Origin of the sequence: Streptomyces sp. G5(2025), from assembly GCF_049542075.1 — a bacterium.
In the GTDB taxonomy this organism is placed as follows: domain Bacteria; phylum Actinomycetota; class Actinomycetes; order Streptomycetales; family Streptomycetaceae; genus Streptomyces.
In genome coordinates this window covers 5,745,725-5,765,393 of the sequence record NZ_JBMUZT010000006.1, presented here as the reverse complement: position 1 = coordinate 5,765,393, position 19,669 = coordinate 5,745,725, and the positions used below count along the sequence as shown (strand labels likewise).

The window sequence follows — 19,669 nt, the reverse complement described above, 5'->3', positions numbered from 1 at the left end:
AGGTGGGTGGGGTCTGACACTCCAGGCTAACGTCGATCGCCGCCGGGCGGCTCGACCTCAGACGCCGGACGGGCTGAACGCCTCGGGGGTCTCCATGAGGATGGTGCGCCGGGGGTTGGCGGTCTGCGTCGGCAGGGTGACGGCGTGCTCCGGCAGTTCGGCCGCGCGCTGGACGTCGTCGGCGTCCTTCAGATGCGCGAGGGTGGTGCGGCGCGGGTTGGCTATGTTGCGGAACATCGTCGACTGGACAGTCTTCATCTGCTGTTCGGACCTCGTCGGTTGGGGCGTCATCGGATGGACGATCTGATGGACGCGGCTTTGTCGGATTCGCCATCCCTGTAAAGCGTCAGGCTAAACATCCAATTCCCGGCCAAAGCCAGGAAGAGGCCATGATCTTCATGTGAGTTTGCTCACGAGGGAGTGGGCAAAAGGGTCAAAACCGGCCCCTGGCCTGCCGCTTGGAAACGGACATTGCGCCACTGAAGGCATCATTCCGCTCCTGATCATGAAGACTGGGACACCCTCCCCTCGTAGCTGCTTTGCGGGGATGAGTCCGTTTTCTCCTAGATCACTTTCTACGTCTCGTGACTCTCCACTCACGCGGTGTCACCTCGCCCGTGGCGCGACACACGGGCCTTGTTGGAGATCCTGCACTGTGCTGGAATTCCCGGGACCGCCGCGGGATCGAACCGGCGCGCAGAGGCGCAACGCAGCGCCGAGTGGCGGCGGGGAGGGGGAGCAGCGCCGGTCACTCAACGACCACCCATGGGGCGCCTGACGCCCCACGACGCCGACACCGTCCCGCCGTTACGCGGCAGGACGCCTGGTCCAGAGGTTGCGACGCTAGTGCAGGGACGTTTCAAGAGGGATGGCAAGGGGTCTCCCCAGGCCGGTCGCGGCCGAGGGGATGCTGCCTCGGCGGAACCGGAGCGCGGCGCCGACCGCGGCTCCTCGCCCCAGCACGCCCAGAACCCCGGACCGGGTACGCCCGGTGGCGGCCCCGGCGCCGCGCGCCAGAGCGTGCCGGGCGGCGGACCGAACCCGACGACCGCCCCTGCCAAAGGCAAGGGGAAGGGCAAGGTCAAGGGTGCGGCCGAGTCCAAGACGCCCACCGGTCCCGGCTCGCGAATAGCTCTGCGCAACTGGCGCATCTCCACTCGCCTGGTCTCGCTGCTCGCGCTCCCCGTGATCACCGCGACCTCGCTCGGCGCGCTCCGCATCAACTCGTCCATGGACGAGATCCAGCAGCTCGACAACATGAAGCTGCTCACCGACATGACCAAGCAGGCCACCGCGCTGGCCGTGGCGCTCCAGGAGGAGCGCGACAAGTCGGCCGGTCCCCTGGCGCACGGCGCGAAGGCCACGGACTACACGGTCAAGGGCGCGCGCGAGAAGACCGACCGGGTCTACCGCAACTTCCTCCAGGGCACCCAGGACCTGAACGACACCGACGGCGAGAAGGGCCTTCTCGGCGTCCGGCACAGCGCGGTCCAGATCACCCAGCAGCTCCAGGGCATCAACAAGGTCCGCAAGGACGCCTACAGCGACGACGCCTCCACCTCGCAGACCGTCGAGGCCTACAGCCAGCTCGTCGAGCAGCTGCTCGCCCTGTCGCAGGACATGGCGCAGGCGACCAGCAACCCGGACATGATCCAGCGCACGCGCGCCCTGGCCGCCTTCTCCTCGGCCAAGGAGTACGCGTCCGTGCAGCGGGCGATCATCGCCGCCGCCCTGCCCGCGAACGACAGCGAGTACGGCAAGATCTCCGAGACCGACCGCACCTTCGGTCTCAGCGCCAACGAGAAGGAGCGCTCGCAGCTTCAGACGTTCAGCAAGATCTACGCGGGCGACCCGAACGAGCTGACCAAGCCCCTGGACGGCGGCAACCAGCAGATCAAGTCCGCCAACGAGTACGCCAAGCGCGTCCTTGAGCAGGAAGGCGGCATCAAGCTCCAGGACAAGCGGTCCTACAAGGACTGGATCGACGCCGACACCACCAAGATCGACGCGATGTCCAAGATCGAGCTGACGCTGCTCGGCGAGATGGAGCAGAAGGCGCGCGAGCTGCGCAACGAGTCGGAGCAGTCGGCCATCCTCAACGGTGCGCTGATCCTGCTCGTGCTCGGCGTCTCGCTCGTCGGCGCGTTCGTCGTGGCCCGGTCCATGATCCGCTCGCTGCGCCGGCTCCAGGACACCGCGACCAAGGTCGCCCAGGACCGCCTGCCCGAGCTGGTCAAGCAGCTCTCCGAGTCCGACCCGCAGGACGTCGACACCTCCGTCGAGTCCGTCGGTGTGCACTCCCGGGACGAGATCGGCCAGGTGGCCGCGGCCTTCGACGACGTGCACCGCGAGGCCGTCCGCCTCGCCGCCGAGCAGGCCCTCCTGCGGGGCAACGTCAACGCGATGTTCACCAACCTCTCGCGCCGCTCCCAGGGCCTCATCCAGCGCCAGCTCTCGCTCATCTCCGAGCTGGAGTCCCGCGAGGCCGACCCGGACCAGCTCTCCTCGCTCTTCAAGCTCGACCACCTCGCGACTCGCATGCGGCGTAACGGCGAGAACCTCCTCGTCCTCGCCGGTGAGGAGCCCGGCCGCCGCTGGACGCGGCCCGTGCCCCTCGTCGACGTGCTGCGTGCCGCCGCGTCCGAGGTGGAGCAGTACGAGCGCATCGAACTCTCCGCCGTGCCCGCCACCGAGGTCGCGGGCCGCGTGGTCAACGACCTCGTGCACCTCCTCGCCGAGCTCCTGGAGAACGCGACGTCGTTCTCCTCGCCGCAGACCAAGGTGAAGGTCACCGGTCACGCGCTGCCCGACGGCCGCGTGCTCATCGAGATCCACGACACCGGCATCGGCCTCTCCCCCGAGGACCTCGCCGCGATCAACGAGCGGCTCGCCTCGCCGCCCACCGTGGACGTCTCCGTCTCCCGCCGCATGGGTCTGTTCGTGGTCGGCCGCCTCTCGCAGCGCCACGGCATCCGCATCCAGCTGCGCCCCTCCGACTCCGGTGGTACGACCGCGCTGGTCATGCTGCCCGTCGATGTCGCCCAGGGCGGCAAGAAGGTGCCCGGCAAGCCCGGTGGCCCCGGTGTGACTGGTGTGACCGGCGGTCCCGCCGCGGCTCAGGCCGCCGCCGGTGCCGCGGCCGCGCGCCGCGGGGTCGGCGCGGGCAACGGCGGCCCCGCCCTCGGCGCGGGTCCCGGCCTGACCGGTGGTCCCGGCCGCGGTGGTCCCGCGCTCGGTGGCGGTCCCGCCGCCGGTGCGCCCGGCGGTGCGGGTCGGCCGGGTGCCGGTGCCGGCGCGCCGCGCCAGCAGGTCGCCGGTTCGGGGCCGCGGGCCGCGCTGCCCGCCCGCGACGCCGGTCAGCAGCGTCCGCCGGCCGCTCCGCAGGGACGCCGGCCGCAGGGCCAGCAGCAGGCACAGCAGCCGCAGGCGCAGCAGCCGCAGGCGGCCCAGGGCGGGCGCGGTGCCGGTGCGCAGCAGCCTCCGGTTCCCCAGCAGCGTACGAACGCCATGAACCCGCCGGCCGACGCCGGTGACCAGGGGCGCCGGCCTCAGCTGCCGCCCCGCGGCGGGCCGCGCGCCGAGCTGCCCGGGGGCAACCCGCAGCCGCGCGTGCCCAGTTGGAGCGACGAGAACGCGCAGCCGCAGGTCTCGCGTGAGCCCTTCGACACCCCGCGCGGTCACGAGGAGCACGAGTCCACCGGTCAGTTCGCGCAGCCCGCCGCGGCGCCCGACGACTTGCAGGGCCCCGGCTCCACCGCGGAGTTCCCCCGCCCCGACTTCAACGCGCCGCCGCCGGGCACCTCCGCCCCGCAGGACCAGGGCACGGGCCAGTTCGTCCGCTCGGACGTCTTCGGCGGCCAGGGCGACGCGCAGCAGAACCGTCAGCAGGGCCTGCCGGGCCGGCAGCAGAAGCAGCACGGTCAGCCGGGGCAGCCCGGTCAGCAGCAGGACCAGGCGGGCGGCCCGGCGCAGCAGGGCGGTCCGCAGGGCGGTCAGGGCATGCCCGACCACACCGTGCCGCGTCCGCCGGCCCCGCGCCGTGGCCTGGGCGGCGCCCACCAGGGCGCGCCCCAGCAGCCGCAGGCCACCGGACAGCACCCGCAGGTCACCGGGCAGCACGCGCTGCCCGCCCAGCCCGCGTCCGCGCAGCCGGGGTCCGCGCAGCCCGAGGACCTCCTGCCCGCCGCCGGTCCCGGTGACGGGCGTACGCCGCTGTACGACACGCTGGAGACCAACTGGTTCCAGCAGCAGCAGAACCAGCGGGCACAGGCCGAGCAGCAGAGTCGTCAGCAGGAGCAGCAGCAGGCGCCCCAGGGTCCCGACCAGCAGCGTCCGCTGCCGTCGCGGCCCCAGCGCCCGGGCACGGCCGCTCCGGCGAACGCGAACCCGAACCCGAACCCGAACGGCAACGGCGCCCCCGCCACCTGGCGTTCCTCCCCCAACGACGAGCTGGGCCGCCAGGCCGAGCGCGTCCGCCAGCCCACCGCGGGCGGCATCACCACATCCGGACTGCCGCGTCGCGTCCCGCGGGCCAACCTGGTCGCGGGCACGGCCCAGCAGCAGCAGGACAGCAGCACAGGTCCGCAGGTCTCGCGTGCGCCCGATGACGTCCGCGGCCGGCTGACGAATCTCCGTCGGGGCATTCAGCAGGGTCGCCAGGCCGGTACCGGCCAGACCGGCAGTTTCCCTCGCCCCACTCACCAGCAGGAGCGTTAGTTGAGTCCGATGAGCCAGGCGGCACAGAATCTGAACTGGTTGATCACCAACTTCGTGGACAACACCCCAGGGGTGTCCCACACGGTCGTGGTCTCCGCCGACGGCCTCCTTCTGGCCATGTCCGAGGGGTTCCCGCGCGATCGAGCCGACCAGCTCGCCGCGGTGGCCTCCGGCCTCACCTCCCTCACGGCCGGGGCCTCCCGGATCTTCGAGGGCGGCACCGTCACACAGACCGTGGTGGAGATGGAGCGGGGGTTCCTCTTCATCATGTCGGTCTCCGACGGGTCGTCCCTGGCCGTGCTCGCGCACCCCGAGTGCGACATCGGCCTCGTCGGGTACGAGATGGCGCTGCTCGTCGACCGGGCGGGCGCCGTACTCACCCCGGACCTCCGCGCCGAATTGCAGGGCAGCCTGCTCCACTAGCCCGAAGTCGGCTCCGCATGCTTTAGCCCCTTCGGCCGCCCCACCGACCGAACGTACTGACCAACCGTCCGGCCGCCACACTGCCCCCACCGGCTCTGTCAGACGGCACACGCAGATGACCTGCTGTCCCGCCCGGAGGATCCATGACCCCGCCCACCGCCTCTCACAACCCGTACGGCGATCCCTCGTACGGAATGGAGGGCGACCAGCCGCTGGTGCGTCCGTATGCGATGACCGGCGGCCGGACCCGGCCCCGCTATCAGCTCGCGATAGAGGCGCTGGTGAGCACGACGGCCGATCCGGCCCAGCTGATGGGGTTGCTCCCCGAGCACCAGCGGATCTGCCACCTGTGCCGTGAGGTCAAGTCGGTGGCCGAGGTCTCGGCCCTTTTGTCGATGCCGCTCGGTGTGGCCCGGATTCTGGTGGCGGACCTGGCCGAGGCCGGGCTCGTCGCCATCCATCAGCCCGGCGGCGACGAGTCCGCCGGCGGCCAGCCTGACGTGACACTGCTCGAAAGGGTGCTCAGTGGACTTCGCAAGCTCTAACGGCTCGGGCGGCTCAGACTCCGGCTCAGGCCGTTCCACCACCTCCGCCAAGATCGTGGTGGCGGGCGGCTTCGGCGTGGGCAAGACCACGTTCGTCGGGGCGGTCTCCGAGATCAACCCGCTGCGCACCGAGGCCGTCATGACGTCCGCGTCCGCGGGCATCGACGACCTCACCCACACCGGAGACAAGACCACCACGACGGTGGCCATGGACTTCGGTCGCATCACCCTGGACCAGGACCTGATCCTGTACCTCTTCGGTACACCCGGACAGGACCGCTTCTGGTTCATGTGGGACGACCTCGTGCGCGGCGCCATCGGCGCGGTCGTCCTGGTCGACACGAGGCGGCTCGCCGACTGCTTCCCCGCCGTCGACTACTTCGAAAACAGCGGACTCCCCTTCGTCATCGCCCTCAACGGCTTCGACGGCCACCAGCCCTACACACCCGACGAAGTCCGCGAAGCACTCCAGATCGGCCCGGGTACACCGATCATCACCACCGACGCGCGACACCGTGCAGACGCAAAGAGTGGCCTGATCACCCTGGTCGAACACGCACTGATGGCACGTCTCAAGTAGGCAGGTGTATACGGCAGTTGTCGTAGGCCAAACGGAGCGGCCCTGTGTCTTTTGACACGGCCGCCCTCCGTGTTCATAACGTTTCGACAGAGAATTGTCCGGGGACCGCCACGCGTCGCGGTCGCCTGGTGCCGCTGTGCGCACAAGAGCCCCGCCTTTTGGCGGGGCTCGCTCTTTATGACCGATTTATCTGAGGCTTACACCACTCGGAACTTCGGCTTCCCACTGTTTGGAAGAGCGGTGCCTGACGTGCTGGAATGCGCTGAACTGCCCAGTAGCACGGGCCTTGGAGACGACAGCGGCACGAGAGTGAGTGCCGCCGCCGAGAGGTTGTTGGTCGAGTGAGGCGAAGCAAGACGAGCCCCGCGGCACCCCCCACCGGGGACGCGCGGGGCAACTTCACCCCGCCGCCGCGCACAGCGGCGTCCCCCGTTGACGTGAGCCCCGCTCCCGGCAGCGAACCCCCGGCCCCCTCCGGCGGACGGATGTCCCCCGCAACTGGCGCGTACCGACCAGACTGAACGCGATCCTGCTCATACCCGTGCTCGTCGGTCTCGTCATGGGCGGCTTCCAGGTGAAGGGCTCCATCGACACCTGGAGCGAGGCCCAGGACGCCGAGAAGACGGCCCGCCTGGTGCGGGCCTCCCTCGACTACGGCAACCGCCTCATCGAAGAGCGCGACGTCTCCGCCGTCCCGCTGCTGAACGGCAAGCGCAGCGACCCGGCCGTCCTCAAGGCGCGCAAGGCCACCGACCAGGCGGCCGCCGTCTTCAAGGACGCCACGGAGAGCATGCCGGACAAGGAAGGCCTCAACCGTCGTCTCGACGCCTTCCACAAGGTGGAGCCGAAGCTGGCCGCGTTGCGTCAGGCCGCGTACACCACCAAGCTCAGTGGCGCGAAGACCGAAGAGGGCTACGTCGCCATCCAGCACCCCTTGATGGAGTTCGCCAACGAACTCGGTCTGGGCACCGGCAACATCACGAGCTACGGCCGCACCGTCTACGCGATCTCGCTCTCCAAGGCCGCGCTCTCGTTGCAGCGGTCCCTCGGTACGCATCTGCTGGTCAAGCCGGGCCCCGGCACCGGCTCGCTGACACTCCAGCGCACCTCGCTCTCCTCGTACGCCTACCTGGAGCGCATCGCCATCGAGGAGTACACCGGTGGTGGCACCCCCGAGGACGTCGCCAAGCTGGAGCAGGCGAAGAAGGACCTGAAGGCGGCCGCAGAGAAGCAGGCCAAGCCGGCGCCGAGCCAGGAGCAGATGGTCGCGGCGCTCGCCACCATGGAGAGCACGCAGCCGAGCGCGCGCGTCGCGCTGGCCGGCAAGGGCATCACGCGCGAGGCCTGGTGGGCCACCACCACCGCCAAGTTCGACGCCTACCGCACCATCGAGTCCGACCTCGCCGACAAGGCCGTGGACGAGGCGTCCGACATCGCCGCCACCGCGCAGCGCAACGCGTACATCACGGGCGCCATCGTGGTGCTCGCGCTGCTCGCCGCCTTCATCCTGGCCGGGATGATGGCCCGCCAGATGTCGACCTCGATGCGCCGCCTGCGCACCGCCGCCTTCGGCATCGCCGAGCAGCGCCTGCCGATGCTGGTCGACCAGCTCTCCCGTACGGACCCGGGCCGCGTGGACACCCGCGTGGAGCCCATCCCGATCACCTCCACGGACGAGATCGGCGAGGTCGCCCGCGCTTTCGACCAGGTGCACCGCGAGGCCGTGCGGCTCGCCGCCGAGCAGGCACTGCTCCGCGGCAACATCAACGCGATCTTCACCAACCTCTCGCGCCGCAACCAGTCGCTGATCGAGGGCCAGCTGACCCTCATCACCGATCTGGAGAACAACGAGGCCGACCCGGACCAGCTGGAGAACCTCTTCCGCCTGGACCACCTGGCGACCCGTATGCGCCGCAACGGCGAGAACCTCCTCGTCCTCTCCGGCGAGGAGCCGGGCCGCCGCTGGGACCAGCCGGTCCCGCTGGTCGACGTCCTGCGCGCCGCCTCCTCCGAGGTGGAGCAGTACGAGCGCATCGAGCTGTCGGGCGTCCCGGAGGCCGAGATCCACGGCCTCGCCGTGACCGACCTCGTGCACCTGCTCGCCGAGCTCCTGGAGAACGCCACCACGTTCTCCTCCCCGCAGACCAAGGTCCGCGTCACCGCGACCCGGCTGCCCGACGGCCGCGTCATGGTCGAGATCCACGACAAGGGCATCGGCCTCACCGCCGAGGACTTCGCGGACATCAACCACAAGCTGGCCAACCCGCCGACCGTGGACGCCGCGATCTCGCAGCGCATGGGCCTGTTCGTGGTCGGCCGCCTCGCCGACCGGCACGGCATCCGCGTCCAGCTGCGCCCCTCGGGCGAGCAGGCCGGCACGACCTCGCTGGTCATGCTGCCGGACGGCATCACCCACGGTGGCGGTGGCGAACAGCACGCGCAGGACCCCGAGTTCACCGTCTCGTCGATCATCCCGGAGCAGCAGGTCCTGGAGGCCGAGCCGCTGCGCACCGCCGCGGAGCTGGGCTTCGACGACAGCCGCTACCACGGCGACGGCTCCGACGGGCAGCCCGCGCTGGACCCGGTCGGCCGCTCGCTGATGCGCGAGGAGCGCCGGGCCGCCCTGGAGGCACAGGCCCAGCACCAGCCGGGCGCCAACCGCCCGCTCTTCCGTGACGAGGTCGAGCCGCAGCAGCAGGGTGCGTACGAGCAGCCCCAGCAGGGCGCGTACGAGCAGCCGCAGGCACCGGCGTACGACGAGCAGCAGCAGGTCGCCTACGACCAGGGCCAGAACGCTTACGGCAACGAGCAGTACGCGGGTGAGCAGTACACCGGTGAGCAGTACGCCGCCGATCCGTACGCCACCGGCCAGTACGCCAACACGCAGTTCGCCGAGGGCGGTTACGGCAACGAGCAGCAGGCGCCCGCGTACGACGAGCAGTACTACGACGGTGCGGCCCCGGACGCGGCCCAAGGCGGCTACCAGGACCCCCAGATCTCCTATCCGGAACGGTCCCGTCAGGATGACTGGCCCAGCGGTGACGGCTACCAGCCCGAGTACGGGCAGGAAGCGGAATCCGCTCAGGCGGCCCCCGCGGCCGACTCCGAGCGCGTAGGCTTCGACCGGCCGGGACCCACTCCGTCCGTGGTCCACGAGATGACCGACGCGGGTCTCCCCCGCCGGGGTTCCTCGTCGCCGAACGGGAACGGCAGCGGCCCCGCCGAGGGCCAGGGCGGTCAGGTCGAGCAGCAGGGCGGTCAGGACGGATCCGACTGGCGTTCGTCCAACGACGAGCGCTGGCAGCGGGCCGAGCGCCTCAAGGAGCCGAAGGCGGGCGGGGTCACCTCGTCCGGGCTCCCGCGGCGGGTGCCCAAGGCCAATCTGGTCGAGGGCACGGCGGAACAGACCCCACAGGGCGGCCCCCAGGTCTCCCGCGACCCCGAGGAGGTACGGGGCAGGCTGAGCAACCTGCGCCGGGGCGTCCAGCGGGGACGCAACTCAGGCAGTGACACGAATGGCCAGGGCTTCAGCCCTGATAGCACCTACAACCAGGAGCGTTAGTGTGAGCCCGATGAGCCAGGCGGCGCAGAACCTGAACTGGTTGATCACCAACTTCGTGGACAACACCCCAGGGGTGTCCCACACGGTGGTGGTCTCCGCCGACGGACTCCTTCTGGCGATGTCCGAAGGCTTCCCCCGCGACCGCGCCGACCAGCTCGCGGCCGTCGCCTCGGGTCTGACCTCCCTCACGGCCGGGGCCTCCCGGATCTTCGAGGGCGGTTCCGTGACCCAGACCGTTGTGGAGATGGAGCGAGGATTTCTCTTCATCATGTCCATTTCCGACGGTTCCTCGCTCGCCGTTCTCGCCCACCCGGATGCGGACATCGGTCTCGTTGGGTACGAAATGGCACTTCTTGTCGATCGCGCGGGCACCGTCCTCACGCCGGACCTGCGCGCGGAGCTCCAGGGGAGCCTTCTCAACTAACAGACAGACGGTGCGATTTCGCGTCCCGTGCCCGTAAGGTTTCGGGACGCGGCTCCACAGTGATGGTGCCCGGCACAGTCGGAGGAGGAAGCAACGTGGCAACACCCCCAGACGGTTCGTCATCGGCGAACTGGTCCCCTGGCCATGGCCAGGGTGGTCAGCACGACGGCGGGCCGAACCGGTACAACTTCCCCTCCGCGCCGAGCCACCGTCGCCAGCCGTACGCGCAGCCCCAGCAGCCGGGCCCGCGTCCGTACGACCAGGACACGCCGGCGCACGCGCCCCGTATCCAGCCCGTGCAGCCCCAGCGGCGCGCCCCCGCGCCGGCGCCCGCCGGGTCGGCGCACAACCCGCTGGTGCGGCCGTACGCCATGACGGGCGGCCGCACCAGGCCGCGCTACCAGCTCGCCATCGAGGCGCTGGTGCACACCACCGCGCAACCGCACCAGTTGCAGGGCCAGTTGCCCGAACACCAGCGGATCTGCAATCTGTGCCGCGAGATCAAGTCAGTCGCTGAGATCTCGGCACTGCTCTCCATTCCCCTCGGCGTCGCCCGAATCCTCGTAGCCGACCTGGCGGAGGCCGGACTTGTCGCCATCCACCAGCCCGGCGGCGACGAGTCCGCCGGCGGCCAGCCAGACGTGACACTGCTCGAAAGGGTGCTCAGTGGACTTCGCAAGCTCTAGCGGCGGAGCAACAGCCCGCTCCACCACCAGCGCGAAAATCGTGGTGGCGGGCGGCTTCGGCGTGGGCAAGACCACGTTCGTCGGGGCGGTCTCTGAGATCAACCCGCTGCGCACCGAGGCCGTCATGACGTCCGCGTCCGCGGGCATCGACGACCTCACCCACACCGGAGACAAGACCACCACGACGGTGGCCATGGACTTCGGTCGCATCACCCTGGACCAGGACCTGATCCTGTACCTCTTCGGTACACCCGGACAGGACCGCTTCTGGTTCATGTGGGACGACCTCGTGCGCGGCGCCATCGGCGCGGTCGTCCTGGTCGACACGAGGCGGCTCGCCGACTGCTTCCCCGCCGTCGACTACTTCGAAAACAGCGGACTCCCCTTCGTCATCGCCCTCAACGGCTTCGACGGCCACCAGCCCTACACACCCGACGAAGTCCGCGAAGCACTCCAGATCGGCCCGGACACGCCGATCATCACCACCGACGCGCGACACCGCGCGGACGCGAAGAGCGCGCTGATCACCCTCGTCGAACACGCGCTGATGGCGCGGCTGCGCTGACGGCCGTGTCAGCGGTCCCCGCCTGGCGGTAGTGGTCGAACTGCGTCACGCCCTGGTAGCCGTAGCTCTCGGGGTGCAGTTCGTGCAGGGCGACGCCGCCACGGGCGAGCGGGCCGAGGAGCTCCGTGAGGAACGCGTGCGCCCCGGTGATGAACGCGGCCTTCTCCGCCGCGCTGTTGGTGCCCGCGGTGATGCTGACTTCCAGGTGCGCGTCGCGGGCGGCGCCGGTCAGGGGCTTTCCGCCGACGTGGTACCGGTCGGCGGGGACGAGGTCGAGCTGCACGATGGTGCGGGCGCTCGACTTGCCGAGGGCCGAGACGGCCAGGCTGGTGAGGCCCTCGGCGAGGGCACGCCGCACGTCCGCGGGCAGGTCGGCGTCGGTGACGGTGGCTCGGATGTGGGGCATGGCTCTCTCCGCGGTGCGTTCGGTCCATTCGGTCCTTGTGGCAGAGAGCTTCGCCCCGACCGGCGTCCTGGGGCCAACGCATGTCCTTCACCGAGATATGAGGCCGCCGCATGAGCGTCAATCTTCCGCAGCTCAGAGCGTTCCTCGCGGTCGTCGACGCGGGTGGCTTCAGTGCGGCCGCCGATGAGCTCGGCATGAGCCAGTCCGCCGTGTCGCATGCCGTGGCCTCGCTCGAACGTGAGCTGGCCGGGACGCTGCTGATCCGCTCGAATCCGGCGCGCGCCACCGTGCTCGGTGAGCGCGTCCTGCCGTACGCCCGTACCGTCCTGTCGGCGATGCGGTCCCTTGAGGCCGTGGCGGCCGACGCCACCGGGTCCCTCACGGGCACCGTGCGGCTCGCGGCGACCCCGACGGTGTGCCGGGGGCTGGTGCCCCGCCTGCTGCGGCACTGGCGTGCGGCGCAGCCGAAGGTCACGGTGCGGGTCTTCGAGGGTGACAGCGCCGAGGTCGCGGAGTGGCTGGAGAACGGCACGGCCGACGCCGGCGTACTGATCGACCCGCCGCCGGGGCCCGGTGTCCAGCTCGCCCTGGACGGCTACCGCGCGCTGCTCCCCCGCGACCATCCGCTGGCGGGCGAGGCGGTCGTCGACGTGCGGGACCTTGAGGACGACGCGTACCTCGTCTCGCCGGGCGGCTGCGAGTCCCGCGTGCGCGAGCTGCACCGCCTCGCGGGGCTTCGGGTCACTCCCGCGCACCGGGTGCGGGACCTGGCCACGCTGATCAGCATGGTGCAGGCGGGGATGGGCGTGACCGTCCTGTCCGAGGTCTCCCGTCCGCTGGTGCCGGGCGACCTCGTGCTGCTGCCGGTGGCGCCCCGGGCCGCGCGCCGCCTGGTCCTGAGCGGACCCCGAAGCCGCCCCTGGCATCCGGCGGTGCGGGGGCTGGCGGAGTCGGCGGCGGCGGGGGTGGCTGCGGGGTTGTGAGGTGGGGGGGTGACGGCGCCGGGGCGTGACGGTGCCGGTGCCTGGTCTGGGTGCGGGTCGGTTGGGGCTGAGCGCGCAGTTCCCCGCGCCCCTTCGGGGGGCGTGGGCGTTGTGTCATGGTGCGGGTCGGTTGGGGCTGAGCGCGCCGTTCCCCGCGCCCCTTCGGGGGCGTGCAGTTCCCCGAGGCCCTTCGGGGGCGCGTAAGGCCCCGCTCTCTCGGAGGAGGGCGGGGCCTTGGTGGTGCGGGGGGTCAGTCCTGCCAGCTGTGGGGAGCGCGGAAGCCCGGGGTGCGTTCCAGGCGGCGCCAGCCGGCCTTGTCACGGCCGCGGCGGGCCGGGGCGGCGGCGGGCCGGGCGGCGGCGCGGGCCAGCAGGAGCGCGGTGATGGCCGCGACTTCCTCCGGTTCGGCGTGGCCCTTTTCGACGCGGATGTCGGGGGGTGTCATCTGCAGCGTTCTCCTTGTGGGCTACTGCGGGGGGTTGCCGTGCTTGCGCGAGGGCAGGTCGGCGTGCTTGTTGGCGAGCATCGCGAGGGACCTGATGAGCACCTCGCGGGTCTCGGCGGGGTCGATGACGTCGTCCACCAGGCCGCGTTCGGCGGCGTAGTAGGGGTGCATCAGCTCGGCCTTGTACTCCTTGACCATGCGGGCGCGCATGGCCTCGGGGTCCTCGGCGGCGGCGATCTGGCGGCGGAAGATCACATTGGCGGCGCCCTCGGCGCCCATCACCGCGATCTCGTTCGTCGGCCACGCATAGGTCAGGTCCGCGCCGATGGACTGGGAGTCCATGACGATGTACGCGCCGCCGTACGCCTTGCGCAGGATCAGGGAGATACGGGGAACCGTCGCGTTGCAGTAGGCGTAGAGCAGTTTCGCGCCGTGGCGGATGATGCCGCCGTGTTCCTGGTCGACTCCCGGGAGGAAGCCCGGGACGTCCAGGAGGGTGACGATGGGGATGTTGAAGGCGTCGCACATCTGGACGAAGCGGGCCGCCTTCTCGGAGGCCTCGATGTCCAGGACGCCCGCCAGCGCCTGCGGCTGGTTGGCGACGATGCCCACCACCTTGCCGTCCAGACGGGCCAGCGCGCAGATGATGTTGCGGGCCCAGCGCTCGTGGACCTCCAAGTAGTCGCCGTCATCGACGAGCTCCTCGATGACCTTGGCCATGTCGTACGGGCGGTTGCCGTCCGCCGGGACCAGGTCGAGCAGCACGTCCGAGCGGCGCTCGGCCGGGTCCTCCGACTCGTGCGCCGGGGGGTTCTCCCGGTTGTTCGAGGGGAGCATCGAGATGAGGTAGCGGACCTCGGCGAGGCAGGTCTCCTCGTCGTCGTACGCGAAGTGGCACACACCGGAGGTCTCGGCGTGCACGTCCGCGCCGCCGAGGCCGTTCTGGGTGATCTCCTCGCCCGTCACCGCGCGGACCACGTCGGGCCCGGTGATGAACATCTGCGACGTCTCGCGGACCATGAACACGAAGTCGGTGAGGGCGGGGCTGTATGCCGCGCCGCCCGCGCACGGGCCGAGCATCACGCTGATCTGCGGGATCACGCCGGAGGCCTTGGTGTTCCGCTGGAAGATGCCGCCGTAGCCCGCGAGCGCGCTGACGCCCTCCTGGATACGGGCGCCCGCGCCGTCGTTCAGCGAGACCAGCGGGGCACCGGCCGCGATGGCCATGTCCATGATCTTGTGGATCTTCGTGGCGTGCGCCTCGCCGAGGGCGCCGCCGAAGATGCGGAAGTCGTGCGCGTAGACGAAGACCGTGCGGCCCTCGACCGTGCCCCAGCCGGTGATGACACCGTCGGTGTACGGCCGCTTCGCCTCCAGGCCGAAGCCCGTGGCGCGGTGCCTGCGCAGCTGCTCGACCTCATTGAACGAGCCCGGGTCGAGGAGCAGCTCGATCCGCTCCCGTGCGGTCAGCTTGCCCTTGGCGTGCTGGGCCTCGGTCGCCTTCTCGCTGGGTCCGCGCAGCGCCTCCGCACGAATCTCGTGCAGTTCGGCCACACGCCCACGGGCGTCGGTGGGCTCGCCTCCGGTGGAGGCGGTCTCGTCCAAAACGGTCATGTAGCGACCTTACGGAGCGCCCATGGGGAAACGGACCGTCGACTCCGTACAGTCTCCGGGCCGTTTTCCTGGCACCCCCGGACAGAAGGGGGTGGGGTTGCTGAATAAGTGACTGTCCACGGGCCCACCCTCTGTAGGGTTTCCACAAAAACCGTCCACACATCGGCTGCGGAGGCGTTCCGGTCGGCTGAGAGACGCCTCACAGTGGCGGCTGGCGCACACTGTTCCCTTACCGTAGCCGCCGACCGGTGGTGCCGCCCGCCGAGGCGGGGCGAGTTGGCGGGGGCCGACAAGCGGCGGCGCCTCAGCGGGTGGCGTCGCGGTTGAACAGGGACCGGGCCCAGAGGAACCCGCCGACGGCGATCAGTACGCCCCAGCCGACGGCCAGCGGCCCGTACCGGCCGATCTCGTCGCCGAGGAGCAGGCCGCGCAGGGTCTCGATGAAGGCGGTGTAGGGCTGCCACTCGGCGAAGTGGCGCAGCCAGTCCGGCATGGAGTCGAGCGGCACGAAGGCGCTGCTGAGGAACGGCAGCAAGAAGGAGAAGGGGAGGGCGACGCTGCTTGCCGCCTCGGGGGCCCTGACCAGCTGGCCGAGCGCGACCGCGAGCCAGGTGAGGGCGGAGCACATGAGGGCGAGCAGGCCGGCCGCGGCGAGCCACTCGACCGGCTCGGCGCCGGAGCGGAAGCCCACGAGGAAGGCGACACCGAGCACGAGGACGATGCTGAGCAGCGTCTGGATGACGGCGCCGACGGCACGCCCCGTGAGGATCGAGGAGCCGTTGATCGGCATCGTCCGGAAGCGGGTCACGATGCCCTCGGTCATGTCGGTGCAGACGCCGACCGTGGTCGGCAGGACACCTGAACCGACGGCCATCAGCAGGATGCCGGGGACGAGGTACTCGATGTAGTCGCCGGAGCCCTGGCCGCCCATGCCGGCCGACATCGTGCCGCCGAAGACGTAGTTGAAGAGCAGCAGCATGGCGATGGGCATGCTCACCAGGCTGATCGTCATGGCCGGGTAGCGGCGGGCGTGCCTGAGGTTGCGGCGCAGCATGGTCAGGGAGTTGCGCGGTGCGGACGGGGCGGCCGGGCGCGGGCGGCTGACGGTGGCGGCGGTGGACGTGGAGGCGGTGGAGGCGCTCATCGGGTCGTCACTTTCTCGGTGTCGGGGCGGCCGGTCACGGCGAAGAACACGTCGTCCAGGTCGGGAGTGTCGATGGAGAGGCCCTCGACCTCGGTCTCCGTGGCCTCGACCCAGTCGAGCAGGGCCTTCACGGACTGCACGCTGCCGTCACCGGGGACCTGGAGGGTGAGGGCCTCGCTGTCGGCGGTGCCGATGCCGAGGGTGCGGGCGGCGCGGTCCAGACCGGCCGCGTCGGCGAACCGCAGGACGACGTGGCCGCCGGGGACGAGGCGCTTGAGTTCGTCGGGGGTGCCCTCGGCGACGAGCTTGCCGCCGTTCAGCACAGCGACGCGGTCGGCGAGTTGGTCGGCCTCTTCCAGGTACTGCGTCGTCAGGAAGACGGTGACGCCGTCGCCGACGAGTTCGCGGACGATCTCCCACATGCCGTGGCGGCTGCGCGGGTCGAGGCCGGTGGTCGGCTCGTCGAGGAAGATGACGCTCGGGTCGCCGACCAGGGTCATCGCGATGTCGAGGCGGCGCCGCATGCCGCCCGAGTACGTCGAGGCGGGCCGTTTCGCCGGCTCCACGAGGTCGAACCGCTCGACGAGGCCGGCGGCGAGGTGCCTCGCCTGACGGCGGCGGTATCCGTAGAGCTCCGCCATCAGGAGCAGGTTCTCCTCACCGGTCAGCAGGTTGTCGACGGCCGAGAACTGTCCGGTGACGCCGATCGCGGCGCGGACCGCCTCGGGTTCGCGGGCCAAGTCGTGGCCCGCGACGCGCACCTCGCCGGCGTCCGGCGTGACCAGGGTGGAGAGGATCTGCACGGCGGTCGTCTTGCCGGCGCCGTTCGGGCCGAGCAGGGAGAAGACCGACCCCTTGGGGATGTGCAGGTCGATGCCGTCGAGCACGGTCTTCTCACCGAAGGCCTTGCGCAGGCCGCTGGCGGTGATCGCGGCGGGGGGCGGTGAGTGGTGGGGGGCGGTCATGGCTGGTCCCTCTCGGTGTTGGGGCTGCGTGTGGGGCTGGGGGGCATGAGGCTGTGGCCACGAGGCTGTGGGCTTTGGGCAGCACTCATTACCGGACACCAGTTCGAAAGAGACGTCGCACTGATTCCGGGAGATCGAGGAGAAGAAGGTGTCAGGCCCGGCGGATCGTGATGTCGCCCATCCCGGTGCGCGCCCGCACCTTGAGCGTGGCCGTGATCGTGGCCGCGGACTCGGTCGGCGGCTCGGCCTCCTCCAGCAGGTTGCGCAGGACTCCCGCGCGCGTCCGTACGTCGAGCCAGGCCGCCGCGCCCTCGCGTACGCCGAACGCGACGTGGCCCGCGGCCGTTTCCAGGACGGCTGTGCCGCCCGCCAACTCGCCCACGCGGATGGCGCCATTGGCGGTCTTCACCGTCACGTCCGCCGCCGCGCGCTCGACGGTGACGGAGCCGTTGGACGCCTTGACGGAGAGCTCGCCCTCGATCTCGCCGAGGCCGACGACGCCGTTGGAGCTCTTGACCGTCGCGGCGCCCTTGACCTCCGCGAGCCGGATCTCCCCGGAGCCCGTGGTGGCGTGCACCTCGCCGTTCGCGCGGCCCACGGAGACGTCGCCGTAGCCGGTGGTCAGCCGCAGGGTGCCCGCCTGCTCCAGCTGGATGTCACCGGCGGACGTCTTGACCTCGCAGTCGCCGAGCCGGCCCTGGGCCGAGAAGTGCGCCATCCCCGCGGTGGCCCGCACCTCGGAGCCGGCCGGCAGCGTGACCTCCACGTCGATCGAGGAGCCCTTGGCGAACGGGGACAGCTCCTTGGCCCCCTTGACCAGCAGTTTTCCGTTCGCGAACTCGACACGGGTGCGCTCGGCGGCCCTGACGTCGACCTCCCGGGTCTCGCTGTTGGGTCGTACGTCGACGATCGTGGAGGCGCCGTCCCCCGCGATGACGCGAAGGTTCCCGGCCTCGATGGAGAGGGTGGCGGCGATGGGCTCGGGGGTGTCGAAAACAGGCATGGCTGTCCCGTCGTGATGGCTCGGCGAGCCCAGCGGGCTCGGTGTCGGTGAGGGTGGAGCAGCGGTGAGGGGTGCGGGCGGCCTCCGGTGAGAGCCGGTCAGCGCACCCAGCCCGTGAAGCCGCCGCCGAAGCCGCGGGCCTCGCGGTGGCCCGCGGTGGCGCCCGGTCCGCCGCCGGCCCGGTCCAGGGCGGCGGAGACGGCGCGGACCAGCCAGGCGTTGACCGAGAGGCCGTCGCGGCTCGCGGCCTCTTCCACGCGGGTCTTCACGTGGGCCGGAAGGCGGAGGTTGACGCGGGCCGTGCCACCGTCGTCCGGGATCTCGGGGGCGGGGGGCGCGGGCGGCTGCGCCGCCATCAGTGCCGCGTACTGCGCCTCGGCGTCGAACGGCTCCGCCGAGGGCGGGGGCGTCACCACGAACTCGGGGTCGAGTCCGCGCAGCCGTACGTCCACCGAGCCCGGCGCGAGATCGCTGGTGATCTCTTGAGCGGCGGCGGACAGGGCGTTCAGCAGGGTGAGCCGCGCGGCCGATTCGAGCGGGGCGGTGAGACGCTCGGCCAGGGCCCGGGCCTCCTCGCCGCCCGCCTCGGCGGCCACCGCGAGCTCCTGCCGGAGCTGGTCGACGTACTGCGTGAGGTTCATGGCGCCATAGTGGCACCACTATGGCGCCATCGCAAGCGTCCGTGACGCCCATAAGGCGCAACAAGAGCGTGCGGGCGACGCTTGTCGCAGGTCAGACCGGAGGTGCGACTTTTTGGCGCCACTATCGCGCCACAGCGGCGCCATACCTCCAGCGGACGCAACGTGGCGCCAGACCTGCCGCGCCAGGCCTCCGCCGAGCCCGCCACCAAGCCCGCCGCCAAACCCTCGCTAGAAGTTGAAAATTGAACTGAATCGCGCTACCTTGAATCTCGTTGAACCTTCAATAGAAGCTCCCCGAGCGGAGCTCGTCCCCAAGGAGCACGTCATGGGTCTCTTCGGCCGCAAGAACGACACCACCAGCACCACCAAGGGCACCACCAAGGGCACCGCCCAGGCCACCGCGCCCGCCGCGATCGACCCGGCGCTCGCCGCGCTGACCGGTGACTACACGATCGACCCCGCCCACTCGACGATCGGCTTCGTAGCCCGGCACGCCATGGTCACGAACGTCAAGGGCTCCTTCCGCGACGTCTCGGGCACGCTGCACCTGGACGGCGCCGACCCGTCCCGCTCGACGGCCTCCATCGACGTACGGATGGACAGCATCGACACCGGCAACGCCGACCGCGACGGTCACCTGAAGAGCGCGGACTTCTTCAAGACCGAGGAGTTCCCGGAGATGACCTTCCGCACCACCAAGGCGGAGGCCCTCGGCGGCGACGACTACCGCGTCACCGGCGATCTGACGATCCTGGGCACGACGAAGCCGCTCTCCGTCGACCTGGAGTTCAACGGCTCGGCCAAGGACCCGTTCGGCAACGAGCGCGTCGGCTTCGAGGGCAAGGCCGAGATCCTGCGTTCGCAGTGGGGTCTCACCTGGAACGCCGCACTGGAGACCGGTGGCGTGCTCGTCTCCGACAAGATCAAGCTGAACTTCGACATTTCGGCGATCAAGGCCGCCTCCTGA

General features: G+C 70.7%; 17 protein-coding genes and 1 pseudogene. 10 read left to right on the top strand and 8 right to left on the bottom strand.

Annotation, left to right across the window (positions count from 1 at the left end; translation table 11 throughout):
• Nucleotides 1-57: 57 nt before the first annotated feature.
• Entirely contained in the window at nt 58-258 is a 201-nt protein-coding gene (locus tag ACOBQB_RS37025; protein ID WP_423598996.1) for a hypothetical protein, read from the bottom strand.
• A gap of 588 nt (nt 259-846) precedes the next feature.
• Between ACOBQB_RS37025 and ACOBQB_RS37020 the strand changes: the two genes are divergently transcribed.
• The 8 genes and pseudogenes from ACOBQB_RS37020 (at nt 847) to ACOBQB_RS36985 (ending at nt 11,501) form a co-directional block, all read left to right on the top strand.
• Complete coding sequence (locus ACOBQB_RS37020) at nt 847-4,716, top strand: nitrate- and nitrite sensing domain-containing protein (RefSeq protein WP_423598304.1); 3,870 nt, start codon at nt 847-849, stop codon at nt 4,714-4,716.
• Nucleotides 4,717-4,725: 9 nt separating this feature from the next.
• Nucleotides 4,726-5,139, top strand: a complete 414-nt coding sequence (locus ACOBQB_RS37015; protein ID WP_030787430.1) for a roadblock/LC7 domain-containing protein — start codon at nt 4,726-4,728, stop codon at nt 5,137-5,139.
• 143 nt (nt 5,140-5,282) lie between these two features.
• The gene (locus tag ACOBQB_RS37010) at nt 5,283-5,684 is read left to right on the top strand and encodes a DUF742 domain-containing protein (protein WP_030787427.1); all 402 of its coding nucleotides are present in this window, start codon (nt 5,283-5,285) and stop codon (nt 5,682-5,684) included.
• The gene (locus ACOBQB_RS37005; protein ID WP_205039833.1) at nt 5,665-6,264 is read left to right on the top strand and encodes a GTP-binding protein; all 600 of its coding nucleotides are present in this window, start codon (nt 5,665-5,667) and stop codon (nt 6,262-6,264) included. Before ACOBQB_RS37010 ends, ACOBQB_RS37005 begins: the two co-directional genes overlap by 20 nt.
• Nucleotides 6,265-6,605: 341 nt before the next feature.
• A pseudogene (locus ACOBQB_RS37000) lies at nt 6,606-9,826 on the top strand (nitrate- and nitrite sensing domain-containing protein).
• A gap of 10 nt (nt 9,827-9,836) precedes the next feature.
• Complete coding sequence (locus tag ACOBQB_RS36995; RefSeq protein ID WP_055564496.1) at nt 9,837-10,250, top strand: roadblock/LC7 domain-containing protein; 414 nt, start codon at nt 9,837-9,839, stop codon at nt 10,248-10,250.
• Between the two features lie 95 nt (nt 10,251-10,345).
• The gene (locus ACOBQB_RS36990; RefSeq protein ID WP_127913212.1) at nt 10,346-10,936 is read left to right on the top strand and encodes a DUF742 domain-containing protein; all 591 of its coding nucleotides are present in this window, start codon (nt 10,346-10,348) and stop codon (nt 10,934-10,936) included.
• Nucleotides 10,917-11,501: a GTP-binding protein gene (locus ACOBQB_RS36985; RefSeq protein ID WP_030361923.1), complete on the top strand. Its 585-nt coding sequence runs from the start codon at nt 10,917-10,919 to the stop codon at nt 11,499-11,501. Before ACOBQB_RS36990 ends, ACOBQB_RS36985 begins: the two co-directional genes overlap by 20 nt.
• On the opposite strand, the gene ACOBQB_RS36980 is transcribed toward ACOBQB_RS36985, so the two are convergent.
• Complete coding sequence (locus ACOBQB_RS36980; protein WP_423598300.1) at nt 11,461-11,907, bottom strand: tautomerase family protein; 447 nt, start codon at nt 11,905-11,907, stop codon at nt 11,461-11,463. The genes ACOBQB_RS36985 and ACOBQB_RS36980 overlap by 41 nt on opposite strands.
• A 110-nt stretch (nt 11,908-12,017) precedes the next feature.
• Here ACOBQB_RS36980 and ACOBQB_RS36975 point away from each other — a divergent pair, with 110 nt between their 5' ends.
• Complete coding sequence (locus ACOBQB_RS36975; protein ID WP_423598298.1) at nt 12,018-12,890, top strand: LysR family transcriptional regulator; 873 nt, start codon at nt 12,018-12,020, stop codon at nt 12,888-12,890.
• A 250-nt stretch (nt 12,891-13,140) separates the two neighbouring features.
• On the opposite strand, the gene ACOBQB_RS36970 is transcribed toward ACOBQB_RS36975, so the two are convergent.
• The 6 genes from ACOBQB_RS36970 to ACOBQB_RS36945 all read right to left on the bottom strand — a co-directional run bounded on the left by ACOBQB_RS36970 (nt 13,141) and on the right by ACOBQB_RS36945 (nt 18,702).
• A complete protein-coding gene (locus ACOBQB_RS36970; protein ID WP_423598296.1) occupies nt 13,141-13,335 on the bottom strand; it encodes an acyl-CoA carboxylase subunit epsilon in 195 nt (64 codons plus the stop codon).
• Between the two features lie 21 nt (nt 13,336-13,356).
• Nucleotides 13,357-14,949, bottom strand: a complete 1,593-nt coding sequence (locus tag ACOBQB_RS36965; RefSeq protein WP_423598294.1) for an acyl-CoA carboxylase subunit beta — start codon at nt 14,947-14,949, stop codon at nt 13,357-13,359.
• Between the two features lie 304 nt (nt 14,950-15,253).
• Complete coding sequence (locus ACOBQB_RS36960; protein ID WP_423598292.1) at nt 15,254-16,093, bottom strand: ABC transporter permease; 840 nt, start codon at nt 16,091-16,093, stop codon at nt 15,254-15,256.
• Nucleotides 16,090-17,058 carry an ATP-binding cassette domain-containing protein gene (locus ACOBQB_RS36955; protein ID WP_423598290.1) on the bottom strand — a complete coding sequence of 323 codons (969 nt, stop codon included), beginning with the start codon at nt 17,056-17,058 and terminating at the stop codon, nt 16,090-16,092. Before ACOBQB_RS36955 ends, ACOBQB_RS36960 begins: the two co-directional genes overlap by 4 nt.
• Nucleotides 17,059-17,209: 151 nt before the next feature.
• On the bottom strand, nt 17,210-18,061 hold the full coding sequence (locus tag ACOBQB_RS36950) for a DUF4097 family beta strand repeat-containing protein (protein ID WP_423598288.1): 852 nt from the start codon (nt 18,059-18,061) through the stop codon (nt 17,210-17,212).
• A 98-nt stretch (nt 18,062-18,159) separates the two neighbouring features.
• Nucleotides 18,160-18,702 carry a hypothetical protein gene (locus ACOBQB_RS36945; protein ID WP_423598286.1) on the bottom strand — a complete coding sequence of 181 codons (543 nt, stop codon included), beginning with the start codon at nt 18,700-18,702 and terminating at the stop codon, nt 18,160-18,162.
• A 325-nt stretch (nt 18,703-19,027) separates the two neighbouring features.
• Between ACOBQB_RS36945 and ACOBQB_RS36940 the strand changes: the two genes are divergently transcribed.
• Entirely contained in the window at nt 19,028-19,669 is a 642-nt protein-coding gene (locus ACOBQB_RS36940; protein ID WP_423598284.1) for a YceI family protein, read from the top strand.

Bases quoted from the DNA above. Each gene is read 5' to 3' on its own strand.
- ACOBQB_RS37025 (WP_423598996.1), bottom strand. From the start codon at position 258: ATGAAGACTGTCCAGTCGACGATGTTCCGCAACATAGCCAACCCGCGC.
- ACOBQB_RS37015 (WP_030787430.1), top strand. From the start codon at position 4,726: ATGAGCCAGGCGGCACAGAATCTGAACTGGTTGATCACCAACTTCGTG.
- ACOBQB_RS37010 (WP_030787427.1), top strand. From the start codon at position 5,283: ATGACCCCGCCCACCGCCTCTCACAACCCGTACGGCGATCCCTCGTAC.
- ACOBQB_RS36995 (WP_055564496.1), top strand. From the start codon at position 9,837: ATGAGCCAGGCGGCGCAGAACCTGAACTGGTTGATCACCAACTTCGTG.
- ACOBQB_RS36980 (WP_423598300.1), bottom strand. From the start codon at position 11,907: ATGCCCCACATCCGAGCCACCGTCACCGACGCCGACCTGCCCGCGGAC.
- ACOBQB_RS36975 (WP_423598298.1), top strand. From the start codon at position 12,018: ATGAGCGTCAATCTTCCGCAGCTCAGAGCGTTCCTCGCGGTCGTCGAC.
- ACOBQB_RS36970 (WP_423598296.1), bottom strand. From the start codon at position 13,335: ATGACACCCCCCGACATCCGCGTCGAAAAGGGCCACGCCGAACCGGAG.
- ACOBQB_RS36965 (WP_423598294.1), bottom strand. From the start codon at position 14,949: ATGACCGTTTTGGACGAGACCGCCTCCACCGGAGGCGAGCCCACCGAC.
- ACOBQB_RS36960 (WP_423598292.1), bottom strand. From the start codon at position 16,093: ATGAGCGCCTCCACCGCCTCCACGTCCACCGCCGCCACCGTCAGCCGC.
- ACOBQB_RS36955 (WP_423598290.1), bottom strand. From the start codon at position 17,058: ATGACCGCCCCCCACCACTCACCGCCCCCCGCCGCGATCACCGCCAGC.
- ACOBQB_RS36950 (WP_423598288.1), bottom strand. From the start codon at position 18,061: ATGCCTGTTTTCGACACCCCCGAGCCCATCGCCGCCACCCTCTCCATC.
- ACOBQB_RS36945 (WP_423598286.1), bottom strand. From the start codon at position 18,702: ATGAACCTCACGCAGTACGTCGACCAGCTCCGGCAGGAGCTCGCGGTG.
- ACOBQB_RS36940 (WP_423598284.1), top strand. From the start codon at position 19,028: ATGGGTCTCTTCGGCCGCAAGAACGACACCACCAGCACCACCAAGGGC.